The organism is Mesorhizobium kowhaii (assembly GCF_003253745.1).
GTDB classification, from domain to species: domain Bacteria; phylum Pseudomonadota; class Alphaproteobacteria; order Rhizobiales; family Rhizobiaceae; genus Mesorhizobium; species Mesorhizobium kowhaii.
On record NZ_MZXV01000032.1, the window covers coordinates 951,794 to 977,634 of the forward strand.

Annotated in this window: 25 protein-coding genes; 14 read left to right on the forward strand and 11 right to left on the reverse strand. The window is 64.0% G+C overall.

Annotated features, from left to right (window positions below; all coding sequences use genetic code 11):
• Positions 1 to 2: 2 nt before the first annotated feature.
• A complete protein-coding gene (locus B5V02_RS17400; RefSeq protein ID WP_167458517.1) occupies positions 3 to 2,237 on the reverse strand; it encodes an NHL repeat-containing protein in 2,235 nt (744 codons plus the stop codon).
• 213 nt (positions 2,238 to 2,450) lie between these two features.
• Here B5V02_RS17400 and dnaK point away from each other — a divergent pair, with 213 nt between their 5' ends.
• The 9 genes from dnaK to B5V02_RS17445 all read left to right on the forward strand — a co-directional run bounded on the left by dnaK (position 2,451) and on the right by B5V02_RS17445 (position 10,061).
• Positions 2,451 to 4,367, forward strand: coding sequence for a molecular chaperone DnaK (gene dnaK, locus B5V02_RS17405; RefSeq protein WP_111545315.1), 1,917 nt, complete (start codon positions 2,451 to 2,453; stop codon positions 4,365 to 4,367).
• Positions 4,368 to 4,580: 213 nt separating this feature from the next.
• A complete protein-coding gene (gene dnaJ, locus B5V02_RS17410) occupies positions 4,581 to 5,711 on the forward strand; it encodes a molecular chaperone DnaJ (protein ID WP_023765366.1) in 1,131 nt (376 codons plus the stop codon).
• Between the two features lie 162 nt (positions 5,712 to 5,873).
• The gene (pmtA, locus tag B5V02_RS17415) at positions 5,874 to 6,476 is read left to right on the forward strand and encodes a phospholipid N-methyltransferase PmtA (RefSeq protein WP_111545316.1); all 603 of its coding nucleotides are present in this window, start codon (positions 5,874 to 5,876) and stop codon (positions 6,474 to 6,476) included.
• Positions 6,477 to 6,713: 237 nt separating this feature from the next.
• Positions 6,714 to 7,310, forward strand: coding sequence for an NADPH-dependent FMN reductase (locus B5V02_RS17420; protein WP_111545317.1), 597 nt, complete (start codon positions 6,714 to 6,716; stop codon positions 7,308 to 7,310).
• An 11-nt stretch (positions 7,311 to 7,321) separates the two neighbouring features.
• Positions 7,322 to 8,035, forward strand: coding sequence for an orotidine-5'-phosphate decarboxylase (gene pyrF, locus B5V02_RS17425; protein ID WP_167458539.1), 714 nt, complete (start codon positions 7,322 to 7,324; stop codon positions 8,033 to 8,035).
• A gap of 182 nt (positions 8,036 to 8,217) precedes the next feature.
• On the forward strand, positions 8,218 to 8,505 hold the full coding sequence (locus B5V02_RS17430; protein WP_111545318.1) for a DUF1330 domain-containing protein: 288 nt from the start codon (positions 8,218 to 8,220) through the stop codon (positions 8,503 to 8,505).
• A 314-nt stretch (positions 8,506 to 8,819) separates the two neighbouring features.
• Positions 8,820 to 9,140, forward strand: a complete 321-nt coding sequence (locus B5V02_RS17435) for an ArsR/SmtB family transcription factor (protein ID WP_111545466.1) — start codon at positions 8,820 to 8,822, stop codon at positions 9,138 to 9,140.
• Positions 9,137 to 9,601: an SRPBCC family protein gene (locus B5V02_RS17440; RefSeq protein WP_111545319.1), complete on the forward strand. Its 465-nt coding sequence runs from the start codon at positions 9,137 to 9,139 to the stop codon at positions 9,599 to 9,601. Before B5V02_RS17435 ends, B5V02_RS17440 begins: the two co-directional genes overlap by 4 nt.
• Before the next feature lie 43 nt (positions 9,602 to 9,644).
• Positions 9,645 to 10,061, forward strand: coding sequence for a GFA family protein (locus B5V02_RS17445; RefSeq protein ID WP_111545320.1), 417 nt, complete (start codon positions 9,645 to 9,647; stop codon positions 10,059 to 10,061).
• A gap of 25 nt (positions 10,062 to 10,086) precedes the next feature.
• Here B5V02_RS17445 and B5V02_RS17450 read toward each other — a convergent pair whose 3' ends face one another.
• A complete protein-coding gene (locus B5V02_RS17450) occupies positions 10,087 to 11,355 on the reverse strand; it encodes a low temperature requirement protein A (RefSeq protein WP_208647086.1) in 1,269 nt (422 codons plus the stop codon).
• 260 nt (positions 11,356 to 11,615) lie between these two features.
• Here B5V02_RS17450 and B5V02_RS17455 point away from each other — a divergent pair, with 260 nt between their 5' ends.
• The gene (locus B5V02_RS17455; protein ID WP_245445949.1) at positions 11,616 to 12,224 is read left to right on the forward strand and encodes a hypothetical protein; all 609 of its coding nucleotides are present in this window, start codon (positions 11,616 to 11,618) and stop codon (positions 12,222 to 12,224) included.
• A gap of 312 nt (positions 12,225 to 12,536) precedes the next feature.
• Here the strand turns inward: B5V02_RS17455 and B5V02_RS17460 are convergent, their stop codons facing one another.
• The 9 genes from B5V02_RS17460 to B5V02_RS17500 all read right to left on the reverse strand — a co-directional run bounded on the left by B5V02_RS17460 (position 12,537) and on the right by B5V02_RS17500 (position 22,285).
• Positions 12,537 to 13,610, reverse strand: a complete 1,074-nt coding sequence (locus tag B5V02_RS17460) for a D-alanine--D-alanine ligase family protein (protein ID WP_111545322.1) — start codon at positions 13,608 to 13,610, stop codon at positions 12,537 to 12,539.
• Between the two features lie 119 nt (positions 13,611 to 13,729).
• Positions 13,730 to 14,605, reverse strand: a complete 876-nt coding sequence (locus B5V02_RS17465) for an SMP-30/gluconolactonase/LRE family protein (RefSeq protein WP_111545323.1) — start codon at positions 14,603 to 14,605, stop codon at positions 13,730 to 13,732.
• Positions 14,605 to 15,243 (reverse strand): 2-dehydro-3-deoxy-6-phosphogalactonate aldolase, encoded by a 639-nt coding sequence (locus tag B5V02_RS17470; RefSeq protein ID WP_111545324.1) that lies wholly within the window; start codon positions 15,241 to 15,243, stop codon positions 14,605 to 14,607. Before B5V02_RS17470 ends, B5V02_RS17465 begins: the two co-directional genes overlap by 1 nt.
• Positions 15,240 to 16,184, reverse strand: a complete 945-nt coding sequence (locus B5V02_RS17475) for a 2-dehydro-3-deoxygalactonokinase (protein ID WP_111545325.1) — start codon at positions 16,182 to 16,184, stop codon at positions 15,240 to 15,242. Before B5V02_RS17475 ends, B5V02_RS17470 begins: the two co-directional genes overlap by 4 nt.
• Positions 16,181 to 16,948 carry an SDR family NAD(P)-dependent oxidoreductase gene (locus B5V02_RS17480; protein WP_111545326.1) on the reverse strand — a complete coding sequence of 256 codons (768 nt, stop codon included), beginning with the start codon at positions 16,946 to 16,948 and terminating at the stop codon, positions 16,181 to 16,183. Before B5V02_RS17480 ends, B5V02_RS17475 begins: the two co-directional genes overlap by 4 nt.
• Positions 16,949 to 17,167: 219 nt before the next feature.
• Positions 17,168 to 18,517, reverse strand: coding sequence for a putative bifunctional diguanylate cyclase/phosphodiesterase (locus B5V02_RS17485; RefSeq protein WP_111545327.1), 1,350 nt, complete (start codon positions 18,515 to 18,517; stop codon positions 17,168 to 17,170).
• A gap of 148 nt (positions 18,518 to 18,665) precedes the next feature.
• On the reverse strand, positions 18,666 to 20,489 hold the full coding sequence (locus B5V02_RS17490) for a GtrA family protein (RefSeq protein WP_111545468.1): 1,824 nt from the start codon (positions 20,487 to 20,489) through the stop codon (positions 18,666 to 18,668).
• A gap of 99 nt (positions 20,490 to 20,588) precedes the next feature.
• Entirely contained in the window at positions 20,589 to 20,987 is a 399-nt protein-coding gene (locus tag B5V02_RS17495; protein ID WP_111545328.1) for a GtrA family protein, read from the reverse strand.
• Positions 20,984 to 22,285, reverse strand: coding sequence for a glycosyltransferase family 2 protein (locus B5V02_RS17500; protein WP_245445951.1), 1,302 nt, complete (start codon positions 22,283 to 22,285; stop codon positions 20,984 to 20,986). The genes B5V02_RS17495 and B5V02_RS17500 overlap by 4 nt, the downstream gene beginning before the upstream one ends.
• 238 nt (positions 22,286 to 22,523) lie before the next feature.
• Here B5V02_RS17500 and gshB point away from each other — a divergent pair, with 238 nt between their 5' ends.
• The 4 genes from gshB to B5V02_RS17515 all read left to right on the forward strand — a co-directional run bounded on the left by gshB (position 22,524) and on the right by B5V02_RS17515 (position 25,825).
• On the forward strand, positions 22,524 to 23,468 hold the full coding sequence (gene gshB, locus B5V02_RS17505) for a glutathione synthase (RefSeq protein WP_111545329.1): 945 nt from the start codon (positions 22,524 to 22,526) through the stop codon (positions 23,466 to 23,468).
• A 233-nt stretch (positions 23,469 to 23,701) separates the two neighbouring features.
• Positions 23,702 to 23,995 (forward strand): NAD(P)H-dependent oxidoreductase, encoded by a 294-nt coding sequence (locus B5V02_RS41560; RefSeq protein ID WP_245445953.1) that lies wholly within the window; start codon positions 23,702 to 23,704, stop codon positions 23,993 to 23,995.
• Positions 23,967 to 24,170: an NAD(P)H-dependent oxidoreductase gene (locus tag B5V02_RS42665; RefSeq protein WP_425374400.1), complete on the forward strand. Its 204-nt coding sequence runs from the start codon at positions 23,967 to 23,969 to the stop codon at positions 24,168 to 24,170. The genes B5V02_RS41560 and B5V02_RS42665 overlap by 29 nt, the downstream gene beginning before the upstream one ends.
• A 122-nt stretch (positions 24,171 to 24,292) precedes the next feature.
• Positions 24,293 to 25,825, forward strand: coding sequence for a YifB family Mg chelatase-like AAA ATPase (locus B5V02_RS17515; protein WP_111545469.1), 1,533 nt, complete (start codon positions 24,293 to 24,295; stop codon positions 25,823 to 25,825).
• The last annotated feature ends 16 nt before the right edge of the window (positions 25,826 to 25,841 follow it).

Consider the following 25,841-nt stretch of genomic DNA (forward strand, 5'->3'; position numbering starts at 1 on the left):
CCTCAACGTTCGCAGCTGACGGCTGGGGTTCTGAGCGGCAAAGTCATCTTGCAGCAAGGGTAGTAGCCACCCTTGTCCTTGTCGGACTTCCTGTAGAAGCAGAGCCCGACATCGACTGTGTCGCCCGGATAGTGGCCGGTGATGCCGATCGTGTATGGCGTGCCGGGCGCATGCGACATGGGGGAAGTCACCCCGACGCCTGGCGTCCTGGACTGGGCCTTGATCGAATCGCCGCCGAAGCCGGCATGGTCATGGAGATAGAGATCGGCCTCGAGGCCGGACGGCGTGCAGTAGTACTGGACGTCCTCGACATCGAGACAGGGAGGCAGATTGCCGGGCGGTGGGAAGTCCGGCGGATAGAAGGGTGGCAGGTAGCCGCCCGGGATTTCTTCATAATAGCCGGCGCGGCCTTCACAGGGATGCCAGACCGCGACGTCGCCGACGTGGCCTTCCACTTCGGGGTCTTCGAAATAGCCGTCGAAGTCGACGAACCAGGAGCCGAAGGGCGGCACGTTGGCTGGCTTGACCAGCTCCTTGGGCGTGATCTGCACGCCGTGCACGGCGAGCGGCCCGCCAGCGGCGAGCTGCTCGGCGAGCGCCGGATTGTCGCGCAGCTTGTCGCCGGTGTTGACCAGCGTCTGCGTGCAGACCGAGGTGTCGAGATTGCCATCGGCATCATAGCCATATTGCAGGTCGAGACCGCCGGCCGACTGCCGGTTGCCTTGCGGGAAGCCGACGGCATATTCCTGCGGCACTTCGACCCAGACCGATTCCGTCGCCGGATCGTCCGGGTTCTCGCGCCAATAGCGGATGACCTCGCCCTTGCCGGAATCGGCGAACTGACTGTAATCATAGCGGTTTTCGACCGGGCCGCGCTGCGCCAGATACATGAAGCCGCTGTTGTCGAAGGCGATGTCGGTGACGGCGTAGTCCTTGTCGGCCTTGACGGTCAGTTCCCAGCGCGGGTCGCCGGCAAAGGTGCCGTCGCGGGCAATGCCCACCGACCAGATTTCCGACTTTTCGCCGACCGAATAATAGAGCCGGCCGCCATGATAGGAGACGCCCCAGATGCGGCGCTCGTCCTGCGTGTAGCCCCAGCTGTCGGGGTCTTCGCTATCGAAGGCCGCGCCCTGTATGTCCATCACCGAACCATCGTCGGCGACCGGAGCCAGCCCGTGCGCCGGACGCCCGGCAACGCCATGGTCGAAGCTGTCGATCAGCCTGCCTTCGGCGTCGATGCGATGGATCAGGCCGGTGTCGAGGTCGGAGACGAAGAACTGGCGGTGGATGGGATCGAAGGTGAGATTGCCGATGCCGGGACCGCTGTTGGTGTCGATGTCGGCAAACTTGGAGACCTGGCCGGTGATGCCGTCGATCTTCCAGATGGTGCCCGGCCCGCCACCGTTTTCGGTGCCGAACTGGCCATCCATGAAGGTAGCGCCGGCAGTGCCGCGGCGCTGCCGCTCCGGCCTTCCATCGTCGTCGGCATCGGGGGTGACGATGCGGATGCCGTGCAGCGAGGTGGCGCCGGCATAGAGATTGGGAACGCCCGACGGGACACCGTCGCGCACGCCGTCGTCATAGGTGAGGCCGAACACCTGGCCGATCTGTTCGGCCGTCACCTCGAAGGGCGGCGGCGTGAAGACGAGCTGGCCGGCGGCCGGCCCGCCGAGATGTGAGACGTCGAACACGCGCAAGGTGGCGCGCGTCGTGTCGATGAAGGTTTCGTCGACCGGATCGACGCCGGGCGGCAGGCCTTCGTCGAAATGGGGAATGATGGTACCGGAAAATCCGGTTACCGCCATCGAGCCGGGATAGATGATCTGGGTGTCCTGCGCCTGCGCGGCGCTACCCAGCCACAGGCCGGCAGTGAGTGCCAGCGCCAGCAATCCGCTCGGATGCATGGCGCGGCGCAGGCCGCTGTTGAGAGAAGACACGAACGTGCCGCGGACGCGAGACATGAAGCTACCCCCGTTAGCCACGGGAGAAACATCCGGCGTTACCGCGCAAACCAGGGCAAGGCGCGGTGGTCCGGCACGTTCTTCCCTGATCGAATTGTCTGCTTTCCTCATTTTGACGATACGCCTGCTCTTACGCAGGGTCAACGGAATCAGCAGGAAGCCCAGCGCATCGACCCCGTCCCGAAGGCGGTGGTCGCGCCGAGCTCCTGTTGTTCCCGGAGACCGCAGAGCCTCTGGGTTAATGGTCATGGGGGCTTCCTTTCCGGGCCGCACCATGCGGCACCTGGACATCAGTCGCAGGCGGACGTGGAAAGGTTCATGGAAGCCTTGCGCAGAATGCTTGCGCGCGATGCTGCCTGTTCTTATATACGCGCCAAGCCGTTCGGCGCCGGTATGCCGGTTGCCGGAACGGAATTTCTTGTGAACAGGGGCTTTCGTCGGAACGCCTGTACGGGTCCTGAGAGCCTGCTTAGCGGAGAGACTAGAAAAATGGCAAAAGTAATCGGTATCGATCTCGGCACCACCAACTCCTGTATCGCCATCATGGATGGCAAGGAGCCGAAGGTGATCGAGAATGCGGAAGGCGCGCGCACGACGCCTTCCATCGTCGCCATCAGCGGCGACGGCGAACGTCTCGTCGGCCAGCCGGCCAAGCGCCAGGCGGTCACCAATCCTGAAAACACCATCTTCGCGGTCAAGCGCCTGATCGGCCGCCGCTATGACGATCCGGTGACGGAGAAGGACAAGAAGCTTGTCCCCTACAAGATCGTCAAGGGCGACAATGGCGATGCCTGGGTCGAGGCCGGCGGCAAGAAGCAGTCGCCCAGCCAGATCTCGGCCATGATCCTGCAGAAGATGAAGGAAACGGCGGAAGCCTATCTCGGCGAGAAGGTCGAGAAGGCGGTCATCACCGTTCCGGCCTATTTTAACGACGCCCAGCGCCAGGCGACCAAGGACGCCGGCAAGATCGCCGGCCTGGAAGTGCTGCGCATCATCAACGAGCCGACCGCTGCCGCGCTCGCCTACGGCCTCGACAAGAAGGATGGCAAGACCATTGCCGTCTATGACCTTGGCGGCGGCACGTTCGACATTTCGGTGCTCGAGATCGGCGACGGCGTGTTCGAGGTGAAGTCGACCAATGGCGACACCTTCCTCGGCGGCGAGGATTTCGACATGCGCCTGGTCGAGTACCTGGCGGCCGAGTTCAAGAAGGAACAGGGCATCGACCTGAAGAACGACAAGCTGGCCCTGCAGCGCCTCAAGGAGGCGGCTGAAAAGGCCAAGATCGAGCTGTCGTCGACGACGCAGACCGAAATCAACCTGCCCTTCATCACCGCCGATGCGACCGGGCCGAAGCACCTGACGCTGAAGCTGACGCGGGCCAAGTTCGAGCAGCTGGTCGACGACCTCGTCCAGCGCACCATCGACCCCTGCAAGGCGGCGCTCAAGGATGCCGGCCTGAAGGCTGGCGAAATCGACGAAGTCGTCCTGGTCGGCGGCATGACCCGCATGCCCAAGATCCAGGAGATCGTGAAGCAGTTCTTCGGCAAGGAGCCGCACAAGGGCGTCAACCCGGATGAGGTCGTCGCTCTCGGCGCCGCCATCCAGGCCGGCGTGCTGCAGGGCGACGTCAAGGACGTGCTGTTGCTCGACGTGACGCCGCTGTCGCTCGGCATCGAGACGCTGGGCGGCGTGTTCACGCGGCTGATCGAGCGCAACACGACGATCCCGACCAAGAAGAGCCAGGTGTTCTCGACGGCCGAGGACAGTCAGTCTGCCGTGACCATCCGCGTCTTCCAGGGCGAGCGCGAAATGGCCGCCGACAACAAGGCGCTCGGCCAGTTCGACCTGGTCGGCATCCCGCCGGCGCCGCGCGGCGTGCCGCAGATCGAGGTCACCTTCGACATCGACGCCAACGGCATCGTCAATGTTTCGGCCAAGGACAAGGGCACCGGCAAGGAGCACCAGATCCGCATCCAGGCATCGGGTGGGCTTTCGGACGCCGACATCGAGAAGATGGTCAAGGACGCCGAGGCCAATGCCGAGAGCGACAAGAAGCGGCGTGCGCTGGTCGAGGCCCGCAACCAGGCCGAGGCGCTGGTGCATTCGTCCGAGAAGTCGCTGAAGGAATATGGCGACAAGGTCTCGGAAGCCGACCGCACGGCGATATCAGACGCGATCACGGCGCTGAAGGCTGCGGCCGAAGGCGACGACGCGGCCGACATCGAGGCCAAGTCGCAGGCGCTCGCCGAGGCTTCGATGAAGCTTGGCCAGGCCATGTACGAGGCCTCGCAGAAGGAAGCGGCGGAAGCCGACGCCAAGGCGGATGCCGCCAAGGACTCCGACGTGGTCGACGCCGATTTCGAGGAAATCGACGAGGACGACGACAAGAAGAAGTCGGCCTGAACCGTTTGACGGCAAGATAATGCTGAAAGCCCGGCGCATGGCCGGGCTTTTTTGCAACCCCTTGCAGAAAAACAGCGGACCTCGCCAAAAAATTGCCGGCAAAGCCGCGTCGACACTGGCATCGCGGTTCCATCGCACCTAAATCGAAACGTCAGTGCCGGCAAAAGACACAACAATGCATCAAGACGTTGAGTATCCGGACAGCGGGAAAAAATGAAAGCTGATTTCTACGAAACGCTGGGCGTCCAGAAAGGCGCCGACGAGAAGGAGCTCAAGAGCGCTTTCCGCAAGCTCGCCATGCAGTTCCATCCCGACCGCAATCCCGGCGATCATTCCTGCGAGCACAAGTTCAAGGAAATCAACGAAGCCTACGAGACACTGAAGGACCCGCAGAAGCGCGCGGCTTATGACCGCTTCGGCCATGCTGCCTTCGAGCAGGGCGGCATGAACGGCGGCGCGCAAGGCTTTGGCGCCGGCGGCTTCGCCGACATTTTCGAGGATATTTTCGGCGACATGATGGGCGGGCGCCAGCGCCGCTCGTCGGGCGGCCGCGAGCGCGGCGCCGACCTGCGCTACAATATGGAAATCTCGCTGGAAGAGGCCTTTGCCGGCAAGACCGCGCAGATCCGCGTGCCGGCGTCGATCTCCTGCTCGGAATGCTCGGGCAGCGGCGCCAAGCCCGGCACCCAGCCTGTCACCTGCTCGATGTGCAACGGCCACGGCAAGGTGCGCGCCACGCAAGGCTTCTTTTCGATCGAGCGGACCTGTCCGCAATGCCAGGGGCGCGGCCAGACCATCAAGGACCCGTGCCCGAAATGCGCCGGCCAGGGCCGCGTCACCGAAGAGCGTTCGCTGTCGGTCAACATCCCGGCCGGCATCGAGGACGGCACCCGCATCCGCCTTGCCAATGAGGGCGAGGCCGGCCTGCGCGGCGGACCGTCGGGCGATCTCTATATTTTCCTGGCGGTCAAGCCGCACGAGTTCTTCCAGCGCGACGGCGCCGATCTCTATTGCAAGGTGCCGATCTCGATGACGACGGCCGCCCTTGGCGGTTCCTTCGAGGTGACGACGCTGGATGGCACGCAGACCAAGGTGAAGGTGCCGGAAGGCACCCAGAACGGCCGCCAGTTCCGCCTCAAGGGCAAGGGCATGCCGGTGCTGCGCCAGCCCAATGTCGGCGACCTCTATATCCAGACCGCGGTCGAGACGCCGCAGAACCTCAGCCGCCGCCAGCGCGAGCTGCTGGAGGAGTTTGAACAGCTCTCATCGCAGGACAATTCGCCCCAATCGAGTGGGTTTTTCGCCCGCATGAAGGATTTCTTCGAATCCTTCGGCGAGCGTTGATGCATAGATCAAGAACCCAAGGCATGTCGGGTGATTCCGTGAAATGCGTCGCGTCTTGAGACGCGACGAAACTTATCTTATCCACGACATGCGTCTGGTCGCGCCTTGCCTTGCGGCGCTCAAGTGTTAAGTAACTTGGGGGGAGTGCTGAGGAGAGCTTGCATGACACGTCCCGGACTGCGGAAGGCGCTTGCCGAAAAGTTCGACGACGAGCTCAAATTCTTCAAGGGCTGGATCGACAAGCCGAAGACGGTCGGCTCGATCGTGCCGACGAGTTCGATCACCGCCCGCAAGATGGCCTCGATCGTCAATCCGAAATCCGGCCTGCCGGTGCTCGAGGTCGGTCCCGGCACCGGCGTCATCACCCGCGCCATCCTGGCCCAGGGGGTGCGGCCCGAAAATCTCTACGCGGTCGAATACTCCACCGATTTCGTCCGCCACCTGCGGCAACTCTATCCCGGCGTCAACGTCATCGAGGGCGATGCCTTCAACCTCAACGCCACGCTTGGCGAGAAGAGCGGGATGATCTTCGATTCCGTCGTTTCCGGCGTGCCGCTGCTCAACTTTCCGGTCGCCCAGCGCATCGCCTATATCGAGAGCCTGCTCGACCGTATCCCGGCCGGACGGCCGATCGTGCAGCTGACCTATGGCCCGATGTCGCCAATCCCGGCCGGCCGTGGCGACTACACGGTCAAGCATTTCGATTTCATCTTCCGCAACATCCCGCCGACGCAGCTGTGGATCTATCGGCGCGAGGCGCATTAGGGTGTGCCGATATTCAGGTGAGGCCGGCCTGCAAACGGCGGTTCCCTGCGCTTCCGGTGCTCACGTACGAAAAGTACGCTCCGCTCCGGTTCTCGTAAGCCACCATTTTCGGCTCGGCCTGACCTGACTCTCAACACACCCTTCACGCATGTGCCGCCAAAATCGGTTTTGATTTTTGGGCCGGTGCGTTGATTTGAGCCGCCTCTGGCTGTACCTGTCCGGGAACAAGGTTGGCCAATGGCAGTGATCCCGAAAGTCCTCGTCTTCGCCGGCTCGGTGCGCAGCGGCGCCTATAGCGGCAGGACCGCCGACGTGGCGCAAAAGGAGCTCGCCATGCAAGGCGCCGAGGTGACCCGCATCTCGCTCGCCGACTATCCGCTGCCGATCCTCGACGAGGATCTGGAAAAGGAAAAGGGCGTTCCCGAAAACGCCATGAAACTCGGCCGTCTAATCATCGCCCATGATGGGCTGCTGATCGCCACGCCCGAATATAACGGCTCCATCCCGCCGCTGCTCAAGAACACGATCGACTGGGTGAGCCGGGTGCGCAGGGATGGCAGCCGGCCGGTCAGGCCGCTGGCCGGCAAGGTGGCTGGCCTTTGCTCGTCCTCCAATGGGCACTTTGCCGGGATCCGCTGCATCAACCATCTACGCGCCGTGCTGGTGCGTTGCCAGATGGAGGTGGTGACGCCGGAATGCTCGGTGCCGGAGGGCGGCAACGCCTTCGACGAAGGCGGCAATTTCCATGACGAAAGACTGTACAAATCGATGGAGCACCTATGCCGCACGCTGATCGAAACCTCGCGCATGCTGTCGACCCGGATCGGGGCGTGATCGCCGATACCATGCGGACAAAATCCATGCAGGCCCAATCGATGCAAGAAAGACTGATCGTCGGCCTCGACGTGCCGACGGTGCTGGAGGCCGAGCGGGCGGTGCGCGAACTCGACGGCGTCGTCTCCTTCTACAAGATCGGCTATCAGCTGGCCTTTGCCGGCGGGCTCGACTTTGCCAGGGAACTGGCCAGCGGCGGGACAAAAGTCTTCCTCGACATGAAGCTGCTCGACATCGACCACACGGTGGCCAAGGGCGTCGAGAACATCGTCAAGATGGGCGTCACCATGCTGACCATCCACGCCTATCCAAAGGCGATGGCGGCGGCGGTGGAAGCGGCCAGGGGCAGCGACCTTTGCCTGCTCGCGGTCAGCGTGCTGACCTCGATGGACGAGCAGGACATGATCGATGTCGGCTATGAGTATGACCCGCACACGCTGGTGCTGCGGCGCTCGGAACAGGCGCTGCATGCCGGCATGGGCGGCATCGTCTGCTCGGCCGCGGAAGCCGAAGCGGTGCGCCGCATCGTCGGGCCCGACATGGCGGTGGTGACGCCCGGCATCCGGCCGGCGGGCAGCGACCATGGCGACCAGAAGCGCGTGGTGACGCCGGCACAAGCGATCCGCAACGGCGCCAGCCATCTCGTCGTTGGCCGACCGGTCGTCGCGTCGGCCAACAGACGAGAAGCAGCCGAAGCCATCCTCGCCGAAATGCGCTCAGCGTGAGGACCAGTTCTGAAACTCTACTCCGGCGGTCGTCTGACGGCGTTTTCTGCGCTTCCGGTGCTCACGTACTTTAAGTACGCTCCGCTCGTCACCTGCGGTGACCCCGAAAACACCCCAGCCGTCTCGCCGGAGCGAATTTCAAAACTGACCCTCGCCTGCACGGACAGAAACAGGAGAAAAAAATGCCGAAGGGATATTGGATCGCCCGCGTCGATGTGCGCGATGCCGAAGGCTACAAGGAGTATGTCGCGGCTGCGAAGCTTGCCTTCGAGCGCTTCGGCGCGAAATTCCTGGCGCGCGGCGGCGCGCATGAGCTGGCCGAGGGTGTCGGGCGCGCACGCAACGTCGTCATCGAGTTCGAATCGCTCGCCGCGGCGCATGACTGCTACCACTCGCCGGAATACCAGCGCGCGGTCGCCATCCGCCAGAAGGTCGCCGACGGCGAGATCGTGCTCGTCGAAGGCATCTGAGATCCATCGAGATCATCGACCCGAGCCTGGCGGCGCGTCAGACGACGCGCTGAAGGTTCCTTTCCCCTTAGCTTCGCCCCGCCAAGCAGGGCTCCGATCCGCTTGAGGGCGAGGCAGTTTCACTATGCCTTGGCCGACGGCCGGGCATAGCCGTTCGATAACGACCGCTATACGGCCGGCGCACGGCCCATCCAACAATCGACTGCCGAGCCTGAGTAGCCTTCGCCCGAGCGAATTGCGACGGCGCTGGTTGCCAGTTGACATGCAGGTATTTACCTGCATATTATAGCCTCACAAACGAACGAGTGAGGCTGATGGACGCTGACAAGGTTTTCAAGGCACTGGGCGACCCGACACGCAGAAGGCTGCTTGACCTTCTTTGCGAGAAGAACGGACAGACGCTCGGCCAGCTTTGCGAAAACCTGGACATGGCGAGGCAATCCGCCACCCAGCACATCGACCTGCTGGAGGCAGCCAATCTGGTGAGCACGGTCAAGCGCGGCCGGGAAAAACTGCATTTTATCAACCCCGTGCCGCTGCACGAAGTCTACGAGCGGTGGGTGCGGAAATTCGAACGGCAGCGGCTCATCCTGCTGCACGATCTGAAGCAAGAACTCGAAGGAGAGGACCAATGACCAGAGAGACGACCAGCTTTGTCTACGTGACCTACATCAGATCGACGCCGCAAAAAGTGTTCGAGGCCATAACCAGGCCTGATATCGCGAAACGCTACTGGGGCCACGAGAACGTCTCCGACTGGAAGCCGGGATCGAAATGGGAGCATATCCGCGCCAATGACGAGCGGACCGTCGAACTCGTCGGCAAGGTCGTCGAGATATCGCCGCCGACCCGTCTCGTCATGACCTGGGCGAACGCTTCGCAGGCGGACGATCCGTCACAATACAGCCGGGTGACGTTCGGCATCGAGGAATACGACACCATGGTGCGGCTGACCGTCACCCATGACGAACTCGAAGCCGGCAGCGGCATGGCGAAGGGCATCAGCCAGGGTTGGCCGGCCGTGCTGTCCAGCATGAAATCCTTCCTCGAAACTGGCAGCGGCATCGACCTTTTCGCCAAGCCGAAATCGGCCTGATGCCCTGCGATATCATGCAGAACCAGGCCAGTGGAGAACGACAATGACCAAGCGCTATATCGGCGGCTGTGCATGCGGTGCGATCCGTTATGAAACCAGCGGCGAGCCCATCTTCCAGAACCACTGCCAGTGCCTCGACTGCCAGAAGCGCGCAGGCACCGGCCACGGATCCTATCTGACCTTCGGCCGGCGGGCCGATATGACAATCACCGGCGAGGCGAGCACCTGGCGGGTGGCGGGCGCCAGCGGCAACGAAAAGGTCCACGCTTTCTGCCCGACCTGTGGAACGCCGGTCTACCTGACATTCGTCGCAATGCCGGACCTGATCGCGGTCAACGCGACCAGCCTTGACGACCCCAGCCAATTCAACCCGCAGGTGGTCACATACACTATCCGCGGCCATGCGTGGGACACGATTGATCCCTCGTTGCAGACATTCGAGCGAATGCCGCACGGTTAGACGTCCGCCGGGCAATCGCAACCGGCTAGTGTGATGCCGAGTGCTCGTCGCCGGCGAGCGCTTCCGCCTGGTGGCGGTGCCCGAGCATTTCATAGCCGACGACGGTGACGGCCGGCGCCAGCATCAGGATGATCAGGCAGATCGCCATGTCGACGCCGGCAAGTGCGGCGAGGATGGCAAGCGCCACGACCGCCGCGGTCGCGAGCAGCAGCCAGATGTGGAACGGGTCGAAGCGCTGCACAAGATAGGTGTAGAGCGCATAGACCATCCCCAGGAAAACGGTGACGGGAATGGCGGTGGCAAGCAGCGTTTCAAGCGCGCCGATATGCGCCTTGTGCTCGATGAAATAGGCCGCGACATGCAGCCCGGCGCCGGTCGCGACGATGGCGGCGACAATCAGCATCTGCCCATAGCCCCAGATGAATGCGCGATTGCGATGGGCATGCAGGATCGGCGCTGACGGCAGCATATAATAGACCCACCACATGCCGAAGGTGAGCCCGGTGCCGGCGATGCAGACCAGCGCCGCATCCAGGGTCCAGCCCTGCTCCTCGACCACGGCGGACAGGGTCGCGAGCGTTCCGACGACCCCTTCGCCCAAGGCGATGATGGCGAACAGGATGTAGCGCTCGGCCATATGGTGCGCGTGCCAGGGCGTGCCGCCATCCTTGCCTTCCGCGATCACCGGCCCCGCCAGTTCGATGAGCCCGAGAATGCCAGCGAGTATGATGCTGGTGCCGACCGGGAAATCCACGACGATCTGCACCACCCAGCCGATCTGGGCGACCGCGATGGCGGTGGCGTAGGTCAGGCAGGCGCGGCGCCGGACAGGGTCCTGCCGGGCAGCGCGCAGCCATTGGAAGATCATCGCCACCCGCATGATCACATAGCCCAGCACCATCACCGAATTGTTGAGGTGCTCGCCATGTTCGATGGAGGCGAACATGCGTGGCAGGCCGATCGCCAGCACCAGCACGCCGATCATCTGCACCATGGTGCCGAGGCGGAAAATCCAGTCGTCGGTGTCATAGGCCGAGGAGAACCAGGAGAAATTGACCCAGGCCCAGCAGATGGCAAAGCTGGCGAAAGCAAAGCCGAGCAGGGCGGCCATGGAGTGGCCTTCGGCCAATGCATGGGCGAACTGGGACGAGGCAAAGCTGAACGCAGTGACGAAGGTCAGATCGAACAGAAGCTCGAGCGGCGTCGCGACACGATGCGCCTCATGCGGATCGCGCCCGGCCATACGCCTGACATGATGGTGGAGGGCTTCGGGGTTGACGGGTGTGGTGTTCATCGCGCGGCCTTCGCTGAGGGTCGTAAGCCGACACTAGAGCGGTTCATCGTTTCAAGGAAACGCGGAACCGCTCTATCTCCTGTTTCGACGCAATTCCGGACGGAAAACCGTTTCACACTTTTCCTGGAATTGCTCTAGGGTCAAAACCCAATCACGCTGAACGACTGAGGTCGATCCCCATAGCGGCCATCCGAACTTATCCGCCCGCAATGCCTCTGGTAATGTGGTTCTCATTCTGCCGCACTTGTCTATGATCGGGGATGGACGCAAGTTTCAAAGTCTTTGCCAGAGCAACACTTTTGACAGTCATCCTTGCCGTTGGCGGACCGGCGGTCGCGAGCGAACTGGCCGCGACGGCTTCCAAGCCGATCTCCATATGCCACGGCTATGGTTGCAACTATCGCACCATGATTGTGCTTGGGTCCGGCGACTACATTCGTTTCCGCTCTATCTTGCATGCGGGCGCGGGTTCAGCCCGTGCCGAACGTTCCGCCATTTCGAAGGCTGTCCGCTATTTCGACCAGCGCATTTTCCGGGCCACCGGTGTCCGCGACCTGCCGCAGTCGGAATTCGGTGCATCGCGTATCAGGGGCCAGATGGATTGTGTCGACGAATCGACCAATACGCATACGCTGCTGGTCTATCTTGCCGAGCGAAAACTGCTCACGTTTCACAAGGTCGAGGACAATGCCTCGCGCGGCCTGTTTGTCGACGGACGCTATCCCCATTGGACGGCGGTGATAAGTGATCGTGGCGGGACCCAATGGGTGGTGGACTCCTGGTATGCGGCCATGGGCGGCGCACCGGACATTTTTCCACTGAGCCAGTGGAAGGAACGGGGCGTGCTGAAAAGTGGTGCGCTGGACTGACGACGGGGCGCCTTAACTCAGGTGGGAAAATCAGTTTGCGGGCGTGCAGAGTGCACTACCGTTCTCATTAGCTGCGGGGCAAACCCCGATCAGATGAACAATCAGGGAGTAAGTCCGAGATCGCTGGCGCATACCATTGCCAATTACAATTCCCGTCTGGTTTTTGCCTAGAGGCAATGTCTCCCCCCATCTCGGCCATCGGCGGCAGCCGCTGATTGAGTTTGGACCCTAAGGCAAGGCAGGACGCGTCAAGGCGCGCAGCCGGAGCCGCACGCCAAAGGCCCAGCGGTTCCGAAAGTGCCGCCGCGCCGTTCAAAGATGGTGGTTTTGGCCGACCAGCCGGCTCGCCGCGGTTTCGGCCATGGCGTCGGCAAGTTCGAGGTCCCATTGCTGGCGGCAATAGGCGCGGAAATCGAAGCAAGGCAGGCCGGGGCAGACCTCGAACTCGATGAGGTGGACCGTGTCGTCGGCCTCGACGCGCAGATCGACGGAAAACACGTCGCGCAAACCGAGCCCGCTCGTCAGCCGCTCGGCGATCGCGCGAATCCTGGCGTCGGCGGCCGGCTGGCTGTCGGCGACCGCAACGAGCTCCGGTTCGGCATAACGTCCTGCCGCCTTCGCCGCCTCGCCAGTGTCGCCGTAAAGCGCCAGGCTGTCCGCCATGGTCTGGAAATCGGCGCCTGAATCGACAAAGGCCACGCCAAGCGCTTCGACCGCCGCGCCCGGCACCAGGCCGAGGAAACTGGCGCGCACGTTGCGGCCGGCGACATAGGGCTGGACGACGACATCGTCGCGATAGGCCGCAAACACGCGCCGGCTAAGCTCCAGTGCGTGGCCGAGATCGCTGGTGCGCGAATCCGGCCAGATGCCGATCTTGGCGCCAAGCCGGTTGGGCTTGACGAACCAGCCGGCGGGCGACGCGGGCGGCTCGACCAGCCAGTTCCCGTCGCGCGCAAGACCGGCCTGCGGCACCGGCAGGCCGAGCGCGCCGAGTACGGCGCCGGAGCGGAACTTGTCCTGGCAGAGCGCGAACAGCGCATCGTCGGCGCCGATCGTTTTGAACCCGCCCAGCCTCGCCAAAGCGGGTGCGGCGCCGCCATGGAAATAGGCAATGCCGTCGGTCAGTGTCCAGACCAGTGTCGTGTCTCGACCCTCGCCAGCGAGCACGCTTGCGGCATCGTCCAGCGCCACCGGCACGAAGGAGAGGCCGCGCGCCTGGCAAGCGGCGGCAAGCGCATCGAATTCATGGGCGAGATCGGTCGACTGCGCCAGATAGGAGGCGATTTCGGCGGCGCGCTCCGGTGCATGACCGTCGGCGACGAGACGGTCGAAGCAGGCTTTTTCCGGCTCATGGACGAGGATCAGTTTTGGCGTTTGGCTCGGCATGAGACGAACGATTCCCGGCGGTACGATCGCCTACCATCGCATGGCGAGGGCAATCGGCTCCCGCGAAACCGACCGGGTCGGACGGTTGCGTGACAACGCAGCGGCCGACCGCGGTTCAATCATGTGATCAGCACACGCGGCTCGAAACGGCCGTTGACCTTGATGTCGAGCAGGAAGGTCATGCCCGCCTGCGGATCGAGCTGGCGCTGCTTCTCGTCTTTCCCCTTCCAGGCGGACGTCACTGCCAGCCGATCGGCATTCTTGCCGACAAAGGCCGGACAGGATGGCTGCGTCACCGGCATCGCGACCGACCGCAGCAGCGTGCCGTCGGGTGAATAAGCCTTGACCGTTTTGCCGCCCCAGACGGCGTTCCACAGCACGCCGTCACGGTCGACGATCGAGCCGTCGACATAACCCTTGGACGAGCGGTGATCGACGAACACTTTCGGCTCGCCGGTGGGCAGGCCGGTCGCCGGGTTGCAGTCGACGCGCATCAGCAGCCCGGTCGAGGTATCGGTGTAGTAAGCGAGCCCGCCGTCATCGGAAAAGCAGATCGAATTGGAGACGGTGATTTCCGAAAACAGGCGGCGCAGTTCGCCCTTGAAAAACCAGTAGATGGACCCGGCGCCCTTTGTCTCCGTCTTGCCCATCGTGCCGGTCCACAGGGCGCCACAGGGATGGACGCGGGAATCGTTGGAGCGGGTCAGGGGATTGTCGGCCTCGATCGGCGTGTGCAGCGTCATGGTGCCGGTCGCAACATCGCGGACATGGAGGCCGGTCTCGGTGGCGATCAGCTGGCGCTGGTCGTCGATGATGGCGATGGCGCTTGCCATCTGGCCAAGCTCGTGGATTTTCAACGCGCCGCCGGCCACCGGCTTTTCCAGGAGCTGGCCGTTGACGATGTCGAACCAGAACAGCGCATCGGTGGTGGGATCGTAGCTCGGCCCTTCGCCGAGCTGGCAGATGTGATCGGAAAAAACCGAAACCTCACTCATCATGCTTCTCCGAACACCGCATCCCAGGCCGCGACGGCGGCATGTGCGCGTGCCGCCACCTCGTCGACGCTCATGCCCGGCTTGAACAGGCTGGAGCCGAGGCCAAACACCGTCACCCCCACCGCCTTGTAGCCGGCAAAGTCCTTTTCCGAAACGCCGCCGACCGCGCCGACCAATGTCTGCGCCGGCAGCACCGCCCGGATCGCGGAAATGCCTGCCGCGCCGAGCACGCTCGCCGGGAAGAATTTCAACGCCGAAGCGCCGAACCGGATCGCCTGGAAGGCTTCGGTCGGCGTGAACACGCCCGGCATCGTCACCATGCCGTAGTGCATCGCACGCGCCATCACCTCGGCATCGATGTTGGGGCTGACCAGCAGCCGCCCGCCGGCCTTGTGCAAGCCGTCGACATCGGCTGGTGTCAGCACCGTGCCGGCGCCGACCAGTGCCGTTTTCGGAAGCACTTCGACGATCCGGGCGATCGACGAAAACGGCTCCGGTGAGTTGAGCGGCACTTCGATGGCCTCGATGCCGGCGTCGAACAGCGCCTGGCCGATCGCGACCGCTTCGACCGGCTTGAGGCCGCGCAGGATGGCGACCAGGCCGCGCTTGAGCTTTGGGAAAGGTGCGGTCTGGCTCATCGGGCAACTCCAGTTCTGGCGATCATGCCGTTCTCGCGCGCGGCTTCGATGAGACCGGCACGCACCGCCTCGTCGGCATCGACGGTGCGGACCTTAAGTCCGGCAAGGCCGAGCGCGGCTTGGTACAGCACTCCCAGCGCACCGGAGGCGACCAGCACGACGGGTTCCGCGCCGGCGCCATGCCGGCGGCTGGCCGAGGCGATCTCGCCACCGATCAGCAGGCCGGACAGGCAGGCGGCGGCATCGTCCGCTTTCAGATCCTGCAGCAGGCCGGCGGCGCGGATGGAAAACAGCCTCGAGGTGACATCGCCGCCCTCAGTCAATGCGGTTTCGCACCAGCTGCGGAAGAATGGGTTGTCCGAGGTGACCGGCTTGGGATGTTCGCCGAGCGAATGGCGCAGGATCGAGTGCGCGGCAAGCACGGAAAACAGCTCGCCGGTCGGCCAGGTGCCGAACCCGGCAACGGCGCCGTCTTCGACCAGCACCCATTTCGAATGGGTGCCGGGCATGCAGACCAGCTGACGCCCTTTGGCCGGCAGGCCGGCGCCGGCAAGCTGCGTTTCCTCGCCGCGCATGACGTCGGGCGCATCGATCTGGCGCTGGGCGAGGCCCGGCACGATGCGGATGTCGCGATCCTGGCCGGGTACCCGCGCGGCACCCGCCAGGATGGCGCTGAGCGGCGCCGGCACGGTGACATAGGGCGCTTCCAGCCAGCCCTGGCGCGAGCCGGCCATGCCACAGATGATGACGGGCAGCGCCTGCGGCGCGGCCATCGCCGCCAGATGCCCTTCGAGAATGGTCGAAAAACCCTTTTGCTGGGCGGTGATCAGGCCATCATCGCCACGGCGTTCGGCAAGAACCTTGCCGTCTTTGTCGATCAGCCAGACCCGCATGCGGGTCGTGCCCCAGTCGACGGCGGCTACCGCCGGCGCTTCGCTCACAGGAAACCTCCATCGACGATCAGCATTTGCGCGGTCAGCATGCGCGAGGCGTCCGAGGCCAGGAACAGCACCGTGCCGACGATGTCGTCCGGCTGCATAACCTGCTTGATGCACTGCTTGGCGACATGGGCGGCAAGCCCCTGTTCGGTCACCCAGAGCTCCTTCTGCCGCTCGGTGATCACCCAGCCGGGCGCAATGGCGTTAACGCGGATGCCGTCCACGCCGAGCTTACCGGCCAGCCCCTTGGTCAGGCCGAGGATGCCGGCCTTGGCGGCGGTGTAGGCCGGCATGTCGGGGTGATTGATCAGATAGGACGTCGAGGTGAAGTTGATGATCGAGCCGCCGCCGGCCCGCTTCATCCCCGGCGCCACCGCTTGCGCGGTGAAGAAATGCGGCCGCAGATTGATCGCCTGGTTGTTGTCCCAGAATTCCACCGTCACGTCTTCGACGGCGTGTCGCTCGTCAAGCGCCGCATTGTTGACCAGCACGGTGACATCGCCATGCGCGTCGGCCGCCCTGGCTGCCGAGGTCCGCAAGGCCTCGACGTCGCGCAGGTCGGTCTTGAGATACAGCGGTCGGCGGCCGAACGCTTTCTCGATGCGGTCGGCAAGGGCCGTGCTTGGGCCATCGGCGATGTCGATGAAGGCGACATTGGCGCCCTGGCGCACAAAACCCTCGGTCAGTGCCGCGCCAATTCCGGAGCCGCCACCGGTGATCAGCACCGAGGCTCCTTCGAGGTCGGCAAAATGCGCCGATGGCATCATATCTGTTGTCTCCCAGCGCATGACCCCGACAACGTCCTTTGCGCGCCCTGAAGGACGCGCGGCGCTGTGGTCGGACCGGCGCGCATCCTAGCCAGACACGTCGTGCGGGCAAGGGCGAAAAGGCGGATTTGCGGGCTTATGTCAGACAAAACGACAATGCGCCGCACCGGATGCGCACGGCTGCATCATCGAGATTGCGGGCAACGTCGAGCTTGCCGGTCAGATCGCCTTGGCGCGCAAGGCGCCGCGGAAGGAATCGCGGAGGTAGCCGAGCGTGGCATCGGCATCGACCGGCCTGCCGAACAGATAGCCTTGCCCGCCGGCACAGCCGAACTGGACCAGGCGATCAGCCTGCGCCTCCTGCTCGATGCCTTCGGCGACCACGTCCATGCCGAGCCCCTCGCACATGGCGAGAATGGCACGGATGATGTGTTCGGACGGACGGTCGTCGAGAATGGAGGAGACGAAGGCGCGATCGATCTTGAGCTTGTCGAAGTGAAATTCGCGCAAGCGGCCGAGCGAGGATTGGCCGGTGCCGAAATCGTCGAGCGAAACGCGGATGCCGACGCGGCGCAGATCCTCGACGATCTTCTCGGCCGAGGCAGGATCGTTCATCAGGCCGGTCTCGGTGATCTCGATCTCCAGCCGGCGCGGATCGAAGCCGGTGCGCTCGAGGATCGCCAGTATGTGCAGGCCGGTGTTCTGGTCGACGAGCTGCGAGGGCGACAGGTTGAACGACAGGAACAGGTCCTTCGGCCAGCTTTTGGCCGCTTCGGTCGCCTTGCGCAGCACCAGCTGCGACAGCGGGCCGATGATGCCGCGCTCCTCGGCGATGGGGATGAACACCGTTGGCGGCACCGAGCCGAGATCGCGGTCGGTCCAGCGCGCCAGCGTCTCGAAGCCGATGGTGCGGCGCGTGTTGAGGTCGACGATGGGCTGGAAATGCGGCTCGACCTCGCCAGCCGAGACAGCGCGGCGCAGCGCCTGTTCGATGCGGGTGACGCGCTTGGCCGCCTCTTCCATCTCGCGGGTGTAGACGACGACGCGGCCACGGCCGGAACGCTTGGCGTGGTAGAGCGCCGTCTCGGCCTTGTTGATGAGGATCTCGGTGGTCTCGTCGCCCGAATAGAACAGCGAGCAACCGACCGAGGCCGAAAGCCTGGCGGTGCGTTCGCCGACATCATAGGGCGCCGAAAGGATCTCGATCAGCATGCGGGATTTCTCGGCCGCCGCCTCCTCGCTGAACACCATCGGGTAGAGAAAGGCGAATTCGTCGGCGCCAATGCGGCAGACGGTGGAATGGCCGTCCATCGAGGCGCGCAGCCGCATCGCGACCTGGATCAGGATATCGTCACCCGCCTTGTGCCCGAACAGGTCGTTGATCGGCTTGAAGCCGTCGAGGTCGAGAATGCCGACGGTGAACGGCGCCGGGTCGTCGGCACGGTCGCTGATCAGGCGATCGACCTTGTCGAAGAAGCGGCGATGGTTGCCAAGCCCGGTCAACGGATCGGTGAATGCCAGATCCGTGCTCTCCCTGTTTGCCTGACCGGTGCCAAACGAAGTTTGCATCGGTGTCCCTGTTTTGTGACGTCGGAATTTAGTTTCAGACTGGCAGCAAACCCTTTAGGAAACGTATCCCCAAATCGATTATTCGCGGGTAAAGCGCATTGTCTTCAGCAGGGTCGACGCGACGCGCGTCGAGCCTGCATGCGGATCCTCAACCCTTGGGCCGGACACGATAGAGTTCGAGCGAGGCGCCACGGGTTTCCGCGATCGGCTCCAGCCATTCCGGCACGTTGCCGCGCATCAACCCGGCAAGAAAACCGTCCGGCGCGGTAAAGGCTAAAAGCTGGCTTTCCGAGTTGCCACGGCACAGCGCGACAAGGCCGACGTGATGATCCCCGACGATCGACCTGGCTTGCGCCTCGGAACCAAGGAAAGCGTCGAGCGCAAGCAGGTCTCCCGCGACGTTGCGGTGGTAAGGCCCGGCGAACACGCGATGTCGGGAGTACACCAGGATCGGCGATCCGAGATTGGAGACGGCAAGCACGGTGGTATCGGGCAGCCTGCCGAGTGTGGCGAAGGTGGCCTTGGCCTGGCAGGACGGGTCGACGCCAGCGTCGCTGGTGATTTTTGCGCCGCCGGTTGCGAGCGCCGCCGACGCCGCCTGGGCGGCGCCTGACCAGATCGAGTTCACCGAGATGAGCCAGGCCGCGGCCATCCGCAGCACCGAGCTGCGCGACGGGCTGGTTTCGGCCCGCCGCCGCCATTTGGCGATCCAGGCCGAAAGCGGGATCACCGCGAAGGCAATCGAGAATGTCGAGCCGCGCACTTGCCAAACGCTGACCAGGAACGCCACGACCAGCAGCATGGCGACAAGGCTGTCCTGGCGCCGCCAGCCGCCACGGCGTAGGCGCAACGCCATCAGCACGAGCGCCACCAGCGGCGTGGCATAGCGCGCCGCCAGCTCGGCGGGATCGTGGGCGGCGAGCTGGAACAGCGACTGCGCCTCGTCGATATGATCGAGCCACAGCGTCTTCAGGCGCGGATCGAGCCCGGCATAGGGAGAGGCCAGGCATTGCGGGAACAGCAAAAGGAGAACCGCGCCGAGCACGAGCGCAAGCACGCCTACCGACAGCAGGCGCTGCCCGCGCGTGCGCCCGGCCGCTTCGATCGAGGCGATCGCCGCAAGGCCGGTTCCGGCAAGGGCCGCGACGACGAACTGCATCGTCGAGAAGGCATCGCATTGCGCCTGGCCCCAGGCCGATAGCGGGATGGTGGCGACGAAGACAAGCGCTGCGACGCCGGCAAAGCCAAGGCCGAAATCCCTGGCGATCAGCCTTTCGCCTGATACGTCAAAGGCGAACAGCGTCGCCACGCAGACGCCGATGGTGGCGACGTAGGGAGCGGTTTCCATGCCGACGGCCAGGGTCAGCGCGGCGCACAGGCCGGCAAGGAACGCCGCCGGCCGGCGCATGCGCGCTTCGAGCAGGAAACTCAGGCTGGCGACGGTCAGCATCAGCTGGACATTGTGATGATCGAGCGCGCCCGGCTCGAAAATGCCGATGAAATACAGCGCCGCCGCGCCGACGATGACGGCGGGCAGCACCGCGCCATCGCCGGCAAAGCTGCGCGCGGCGCGAATGATGAAGACCATGGTCAGGCCGAAGAGCAGTGCCGGCCACGCCACCTGCGCGACGTTCTCGGCGAGGGTCATGTTGCCAGTCAGGCTCGATACGGCGAGCACGATGGCGGCGATCGGCACATCGACCAGCCGCGACCAATGCATGACGAAGCCGCCTTCGAGGCCCATCCGGTATTGATGCAGGTCGAACCAGCCCTGGCCGGCCAAGAGGTCGCGCACCTCGACCAGCCGCAGCAGATTGTCATTGTCGCCGCCGGCATTGGTCAGCGCCGGGAATCCGGCGCAGGCGTTGACGACCAGGACGCCGAGCGTGGCAAGCAGCGCCAGCATGAGGTCCGCTCGCCAGGAGGCGCGTGCGCCGTCTCTGGAAAGCATCGCGGTATGAGCGGTGGTCATGGATTGGGCTTTCAGCCTGTGTCTGTCGGCGCACGCTAGCGCCGGCCGCTTCACAAAGCGTAAAGCGGCGCGATTTTGCGCCACTTTGGGCGCCGTGCGTCAATCGCGCGCCGGAAACACCCACAGCGACGACAGAATGTAGCTCACCGTGCTTGCGGCAACCGTCATCAGCGCCGACATGGCAAGCGCCGACATGCCGAAACGGGTGACCGCCAGATGCGACACCAGGCCCGAAAACAGCGCGCATCCCACCTGCAGCGCGAGATAGCGCGGCATGGCGCTGGCATGATCGTGCTGGCCGCCGAACGTCCAGCCGCGCTGCGCGCTATAGGCAACAACGACGGTGATCGCATAGGCGACGACACTGCCGATGAAAGGCGAAAAGCCCAGCGACACCAGGAGCCACGACAGAACGAACAGCAGCAATGCGGCGCCGACGCCGACCGTCAGGAACCGGAACAGGCGCGTTTGGACAAGGACCGGCAATGCGTCGCTCATGTGTCGCGCCCCGGCAGTTGGTTAGCCGGCGATTCACTGGCCGGCAACTCATTGGCCGGCAATTCATTGGCCGGCAATTCATTGGTTTGACCGGCCCGGCCGGACTTCAGCCGCTTGACCGGTATTTCCAGGACACCGAGCAGAAACGCCGAGAAGAAGACCTGGAATGAAATGACGATCAGGCTCAAGCCCAGCACCACGATGCGCGGGATTTCGGAATCGTTCAGCGGGCCGAAGCCGAGATGCGCCCAGCGCGCCACGGCGTAGCCGAAGAACAAGACGCCGCCGGCAAAGCAGATGCCGGCATTGGCGGCGAGGCGGTCGGTGCTGATGGTTCTGGTCAGCCAGTCGGAACGGCGGCTTGGCGGCAGGATACCGGTTATCTCGGCATAGTATCGCGAAATGGCGCCGAAGGTGATGAGCTGGACGCCGGTGACGACCATGAAACAGGCGGCGACGAAGGTGTTGAGGTCGAGCGACAGATTGTCGATCACCCGCAACGGCCCGAACACCAGCAGCGCCGCAAACAAGATGCCAAGGCCACCGAGCACCGTGCCCGGGATGAAGAACATCCAGCGCGGATTGTAGACCAGCAGAAACTTCAGGTGCCGCCAGCCGTCGCGCCAGGTCCTGAGATGCGGCGGCCGGCTGCGGCCGTCGGGCTTGAGCGTGGTCGGCACTTCCTCGATGCGCAGGCCGGCAAGGGCGCCGCGCACCACCATCTCGCTGGCGAATTCCATGCCGGTCGTCTGCAGGTCGAGCTTCCTGATGCTGTCGGCATTGAAGCCGCGCAGGCCGCAGTGGAAATCCCCGGTCTTGATGCGGAAGAACAGGCGGCCGACAAAGCTCAGCACCGGGTTGCCGAGATAGCGATGCAGCGGCGGCATGGCGCCGGCCTCGATGCCGCCCTGGAAGCGATTGCCCATGACCAGGTCGGCACCGTCGCGCAGCCGCGCGACGAAGGCCTCCAGCGCGCCGAAATCATAGCTGTCGTCGGCATCGCCCATGATGATGAAACGGCCCTTGGCGGCGGCGATGCCGCCCAAAAGGGCCGCGCCATAGCCTTTCTGCGCCACCGGCACGACACGGGCGCCCCCCTCCGCGGCAATCGCCTGCGACCCATCGGTGCTGCCATTGTCTGATATCAGCACCTCGCCGGAGATGCCCGCTTTGTCGAGGAAGGCTTTCGCCTTGCCGATGCAGACGGCCAGCGTCTCGGCCTCGTTGAGGCACGGCATGAGGATGGTGAGTTCGAGCTGTTTGGTTGCGGCGGCGCGGATGGCGGTGACGGCGTTCATTGGTCGTTGTTCCATCGAGTGCCCGGCGCTGCGTCAGTTCGGCCGGGCGCATTCGGGCTTACCGTTGCACGGCAAGGCTTAAGGAAAGGATGACGCGCAGCCTCGCCTTGTCTCCAATCGGACCGCAGGCCGAGCTTGCGGTTGTCTGACACCAATCTTCAAAATGTCGCGATTGGCAGATGGGCGGTGAGCCTGTACAGGCAAGACAGTCGCCTATCCGAGCCGCCGGAGACCTGCCATGAAGCTGAAAATCGCCGTCCAGATGGACCACATCGCCACCGTGTCGATCGCCGGCGACACTTCGTTCGCGCTGTCGCTGGAAGCGCAGCGGCGCGGCCATCAGCTGTTCCACTACACGCCCGACCGGCTATCGCTGCGCGACGGCAAGGTGTTTGCCCGCATCGAGGAAATGCAGGTGCGCGACGAGAAGGGCAACCATTATTCGCTGGGCGAAAAGGTGCGCACCGATCTTGCGGAAATGGATGTCGTCCTGCTGCGCCAGGATCCGCCCTTCGACATGAACTACATCACCACCACGCACATCCTCGAGCGCATCCATCCCAAAACGCTGGTGGTCAACGACCCGGCCTGGGTGCGCAACAGCCCGGAAAAGATCTTCGTCACCGAGTTTTCCGACCTGATGCCGGACACGCTGATCACCAAGGACCCGCTCGAAGTCGCCGCCTTCCGCAAGGAGTTCGGCGACATCATCATCAAGCCGCTCTACGGCAATGGCGGCGCCGGCATCTTCCATCTGCTGGAGGGCGACCGCAACCTCGCCTCGCTCTTGGAAATGTTCGGCCAGATGTTTCGCGAGCCCTACATCGTGCAGCGCTACCTGAAGGACGTACGCAAGGGCGACAAGCGCATCATCCTGATCGACGGCGAGCCGGCCGGCGCCATCAACCGGGTGCCGGCCGAGCACGATTCCCGCTCCAACATGCATGTCGGCGGCCGCGCCGAAAAGACCGAGCTGACGACGCGCGAGCGCGAAATCTGCGCCCGCATCGGGCCGGCGCTGAAAGCGCGCGGCTTCATCCTCGTCGGCATCGACGTCATCGGCGACTACATGACCGAGATCAATGTCACATCGCCAACCGGCGTGCGCGAAGTCAGCCGCTTCGGCGGCGCCGACATCGCCAGCCTGTTCTGGGACGCAGTCGAGGACAAGCGGCGGACGTAGTCCGTTTTCACTTTGTCTTAACCATGTTCCGGTTTTTCAACCGGGTACAACCCGACCGCGACCGGTGCGGCTGGGTATTCTTGTAATGTTCTTGATTTGATCAGGCGATTGTATAGGCCACTGCGGATCGACACTGGCGATGGGCTTCCTTCCCCACCACTGACCTTGCTGTTTCCTGTTGGTTGCGCGACAGCTAATATGTGCGTGTAGTTCGAAGCCTGAAGGCTCACGCTATGAAAATTAATGTCGTCTGCGCGCATCCACTAGCCGACAGCTACCAGGCATCGCTCCACAAACGGGTCGTTCAGACCCTCAAAGCCAGGGGTGACGAGGTCGTTGATTTCGATCTCCATCAGATGAAGTTCGATCCTGTGATGCATGCCGAAGAAAGACGTGGCCACTTTGATCCTGCTCAGGCCCCGCGATTTGCAGATTTACATCGACGCGTTGAGATGGGCGGAAGCCTGCGTTTTCTGCTTTCCCACATGGTGGTCAGGCATGCCTGCAATCTTGAAGGGTTATTTTGATCGAGTTTGGCGACCAGGGGTGGCTTACGAGTTGCCGGCAGACGGTGGCGTGATCAAGCCGGCGCTATTGAACATCCGGCGGATGGGGGTTGTTACCACATGCGGCTCGCCGTGGTGGTATACCGAACTGTACATGCAAAACCCAGGGAGGAAGGTGCTGTGTCATTCACCGTAAGTGAGCAACCTTATGTTCTCGTAATGTTCTTGCCTAGCTCGGAAATCTGTGGTTGTCTTCTATGACCTCGCTCGCGTCCTGATCGCCAGGGCATGGGCGAACCAGTATCCGGGGGCATGAAAATGGTGGCGCGGGTTCGCACGGTCGCTTTCCAGGGCATCGAGGCCGTGCCGGTCGACGTGCAGGTGATGATCGCGCCCGGCAAGGTCAACATGCACATCGTCGGCCTGGCCGACAAGGCGGTGGCCGAAAGCCGCGAGCGGGTGCAGGCGGCCCTTCATGCCTCCGGCCTGTCGATGCCGTCGAAGAAGGTCACGGTCAATCTGGCGCCGGCCGACCTGCCCAAGGAGGGCAGCCACTACGATCTGCCGATCGCGCTTGGCCTGATGGCGGCACTGGGCGCCATTCCGGGCGACATGCTGGCAGGCTATGTCGTGCTTGGCGAATTGTCGCTCGACGGCACGATTGCCGCTGTCGCCGGCGCCTTGCCGGCGGCGATCGGCGCCAACGCCGAGGGCAAGGGCCTGATCTGCCCGTTCGCCTGCGGGCCGGAAGCGGCCTGGGCCGGCGCCGATTTCGACATTCTGGCGCCGCGCAGCCTGATTGCGATCGCCAATCATTTTCGCGGCACGCAGGTGCTGTCGCGACCGGAGGCCGGCATCCACTCCTCGGCGCGCGACCTGCCCGATCTTGCCGACATCAAGGGCCAGGAGACCGCCAAGCGGGCGCTGGAAGTGGCGGCCGCCGGTGGGCACAACCTGTTGATGATCGGGCCGCCGGGATCGGGCAAGTCGATGCTGGCGCAGCGGCTGCCGTCGATCCTGCCGCCGCTGGCGCCGAAGGAATTGCTCGAAGTGTCGATGATCGCCTCGGTGGCGGGAGAACTCGGCGAAGGCAAGCTGACCGACCGGCGGCCGTTCCGCGCGCCGCACCATTCGGCCTCGATGGCGGCGATGGTCGGCGGTGGCATACGCGCGCGGCCGGGCGAAGTGTCGCTCGCCCATCACGGCGTGCTGTTCCTCGACGAGTTTCCCGAATTCACGCCGCAGACGCTCGACGCGCTGCGCCAGCCGCTGGAGACCGGCGACTGCATGATCGCGCGCGCCAACCATCGCGTCACCTATCCGGCGCGCATCCAGCTGGTTGCGGCGATGAACCCGTGCCGCTGCGGCATGGCCGGCGAGCCGGGCTATCGCTGCCTGCGCGGCGACCGCTGCCGCACCGACTACCAGGCGCGCATCTCCGGCCCGCTGCTCGACCGCATCGATCTCAGGATCGAAGTGCCGGCGGTCTCGGCCAGCGACCTGATCCGGCCCGATCGGGCGAAGAAGAGTGCTTCCGTGGCGCTGCGCGTGGCGCGAGCCCGCACCATCCAGCGCGAGCGCTTCGAGCGGCTCGGCGTCACCAGCGCCACCACCAACGCGCATTGCGCGCCGTCGGTCATCGAGGAGATCGCCATGCCTGACGCCGCCGGCCTGTCGCTGCTCAAGGACGCCAGCGAAAAGCTAGCCTTTTCGGCGCGGGCCTATCATCGCGTGCTGAAGGTCGCGCGGACACTGGCCGATCTCGACGCCAGCGAAACCGTCGGCCGCATCCATCTGGCGGAAGCGATTTCCTACCGCATGAGCTCGGAGCGCGTCGCGCAGGCGGCGTGACGTCCCCCTCCTGCTT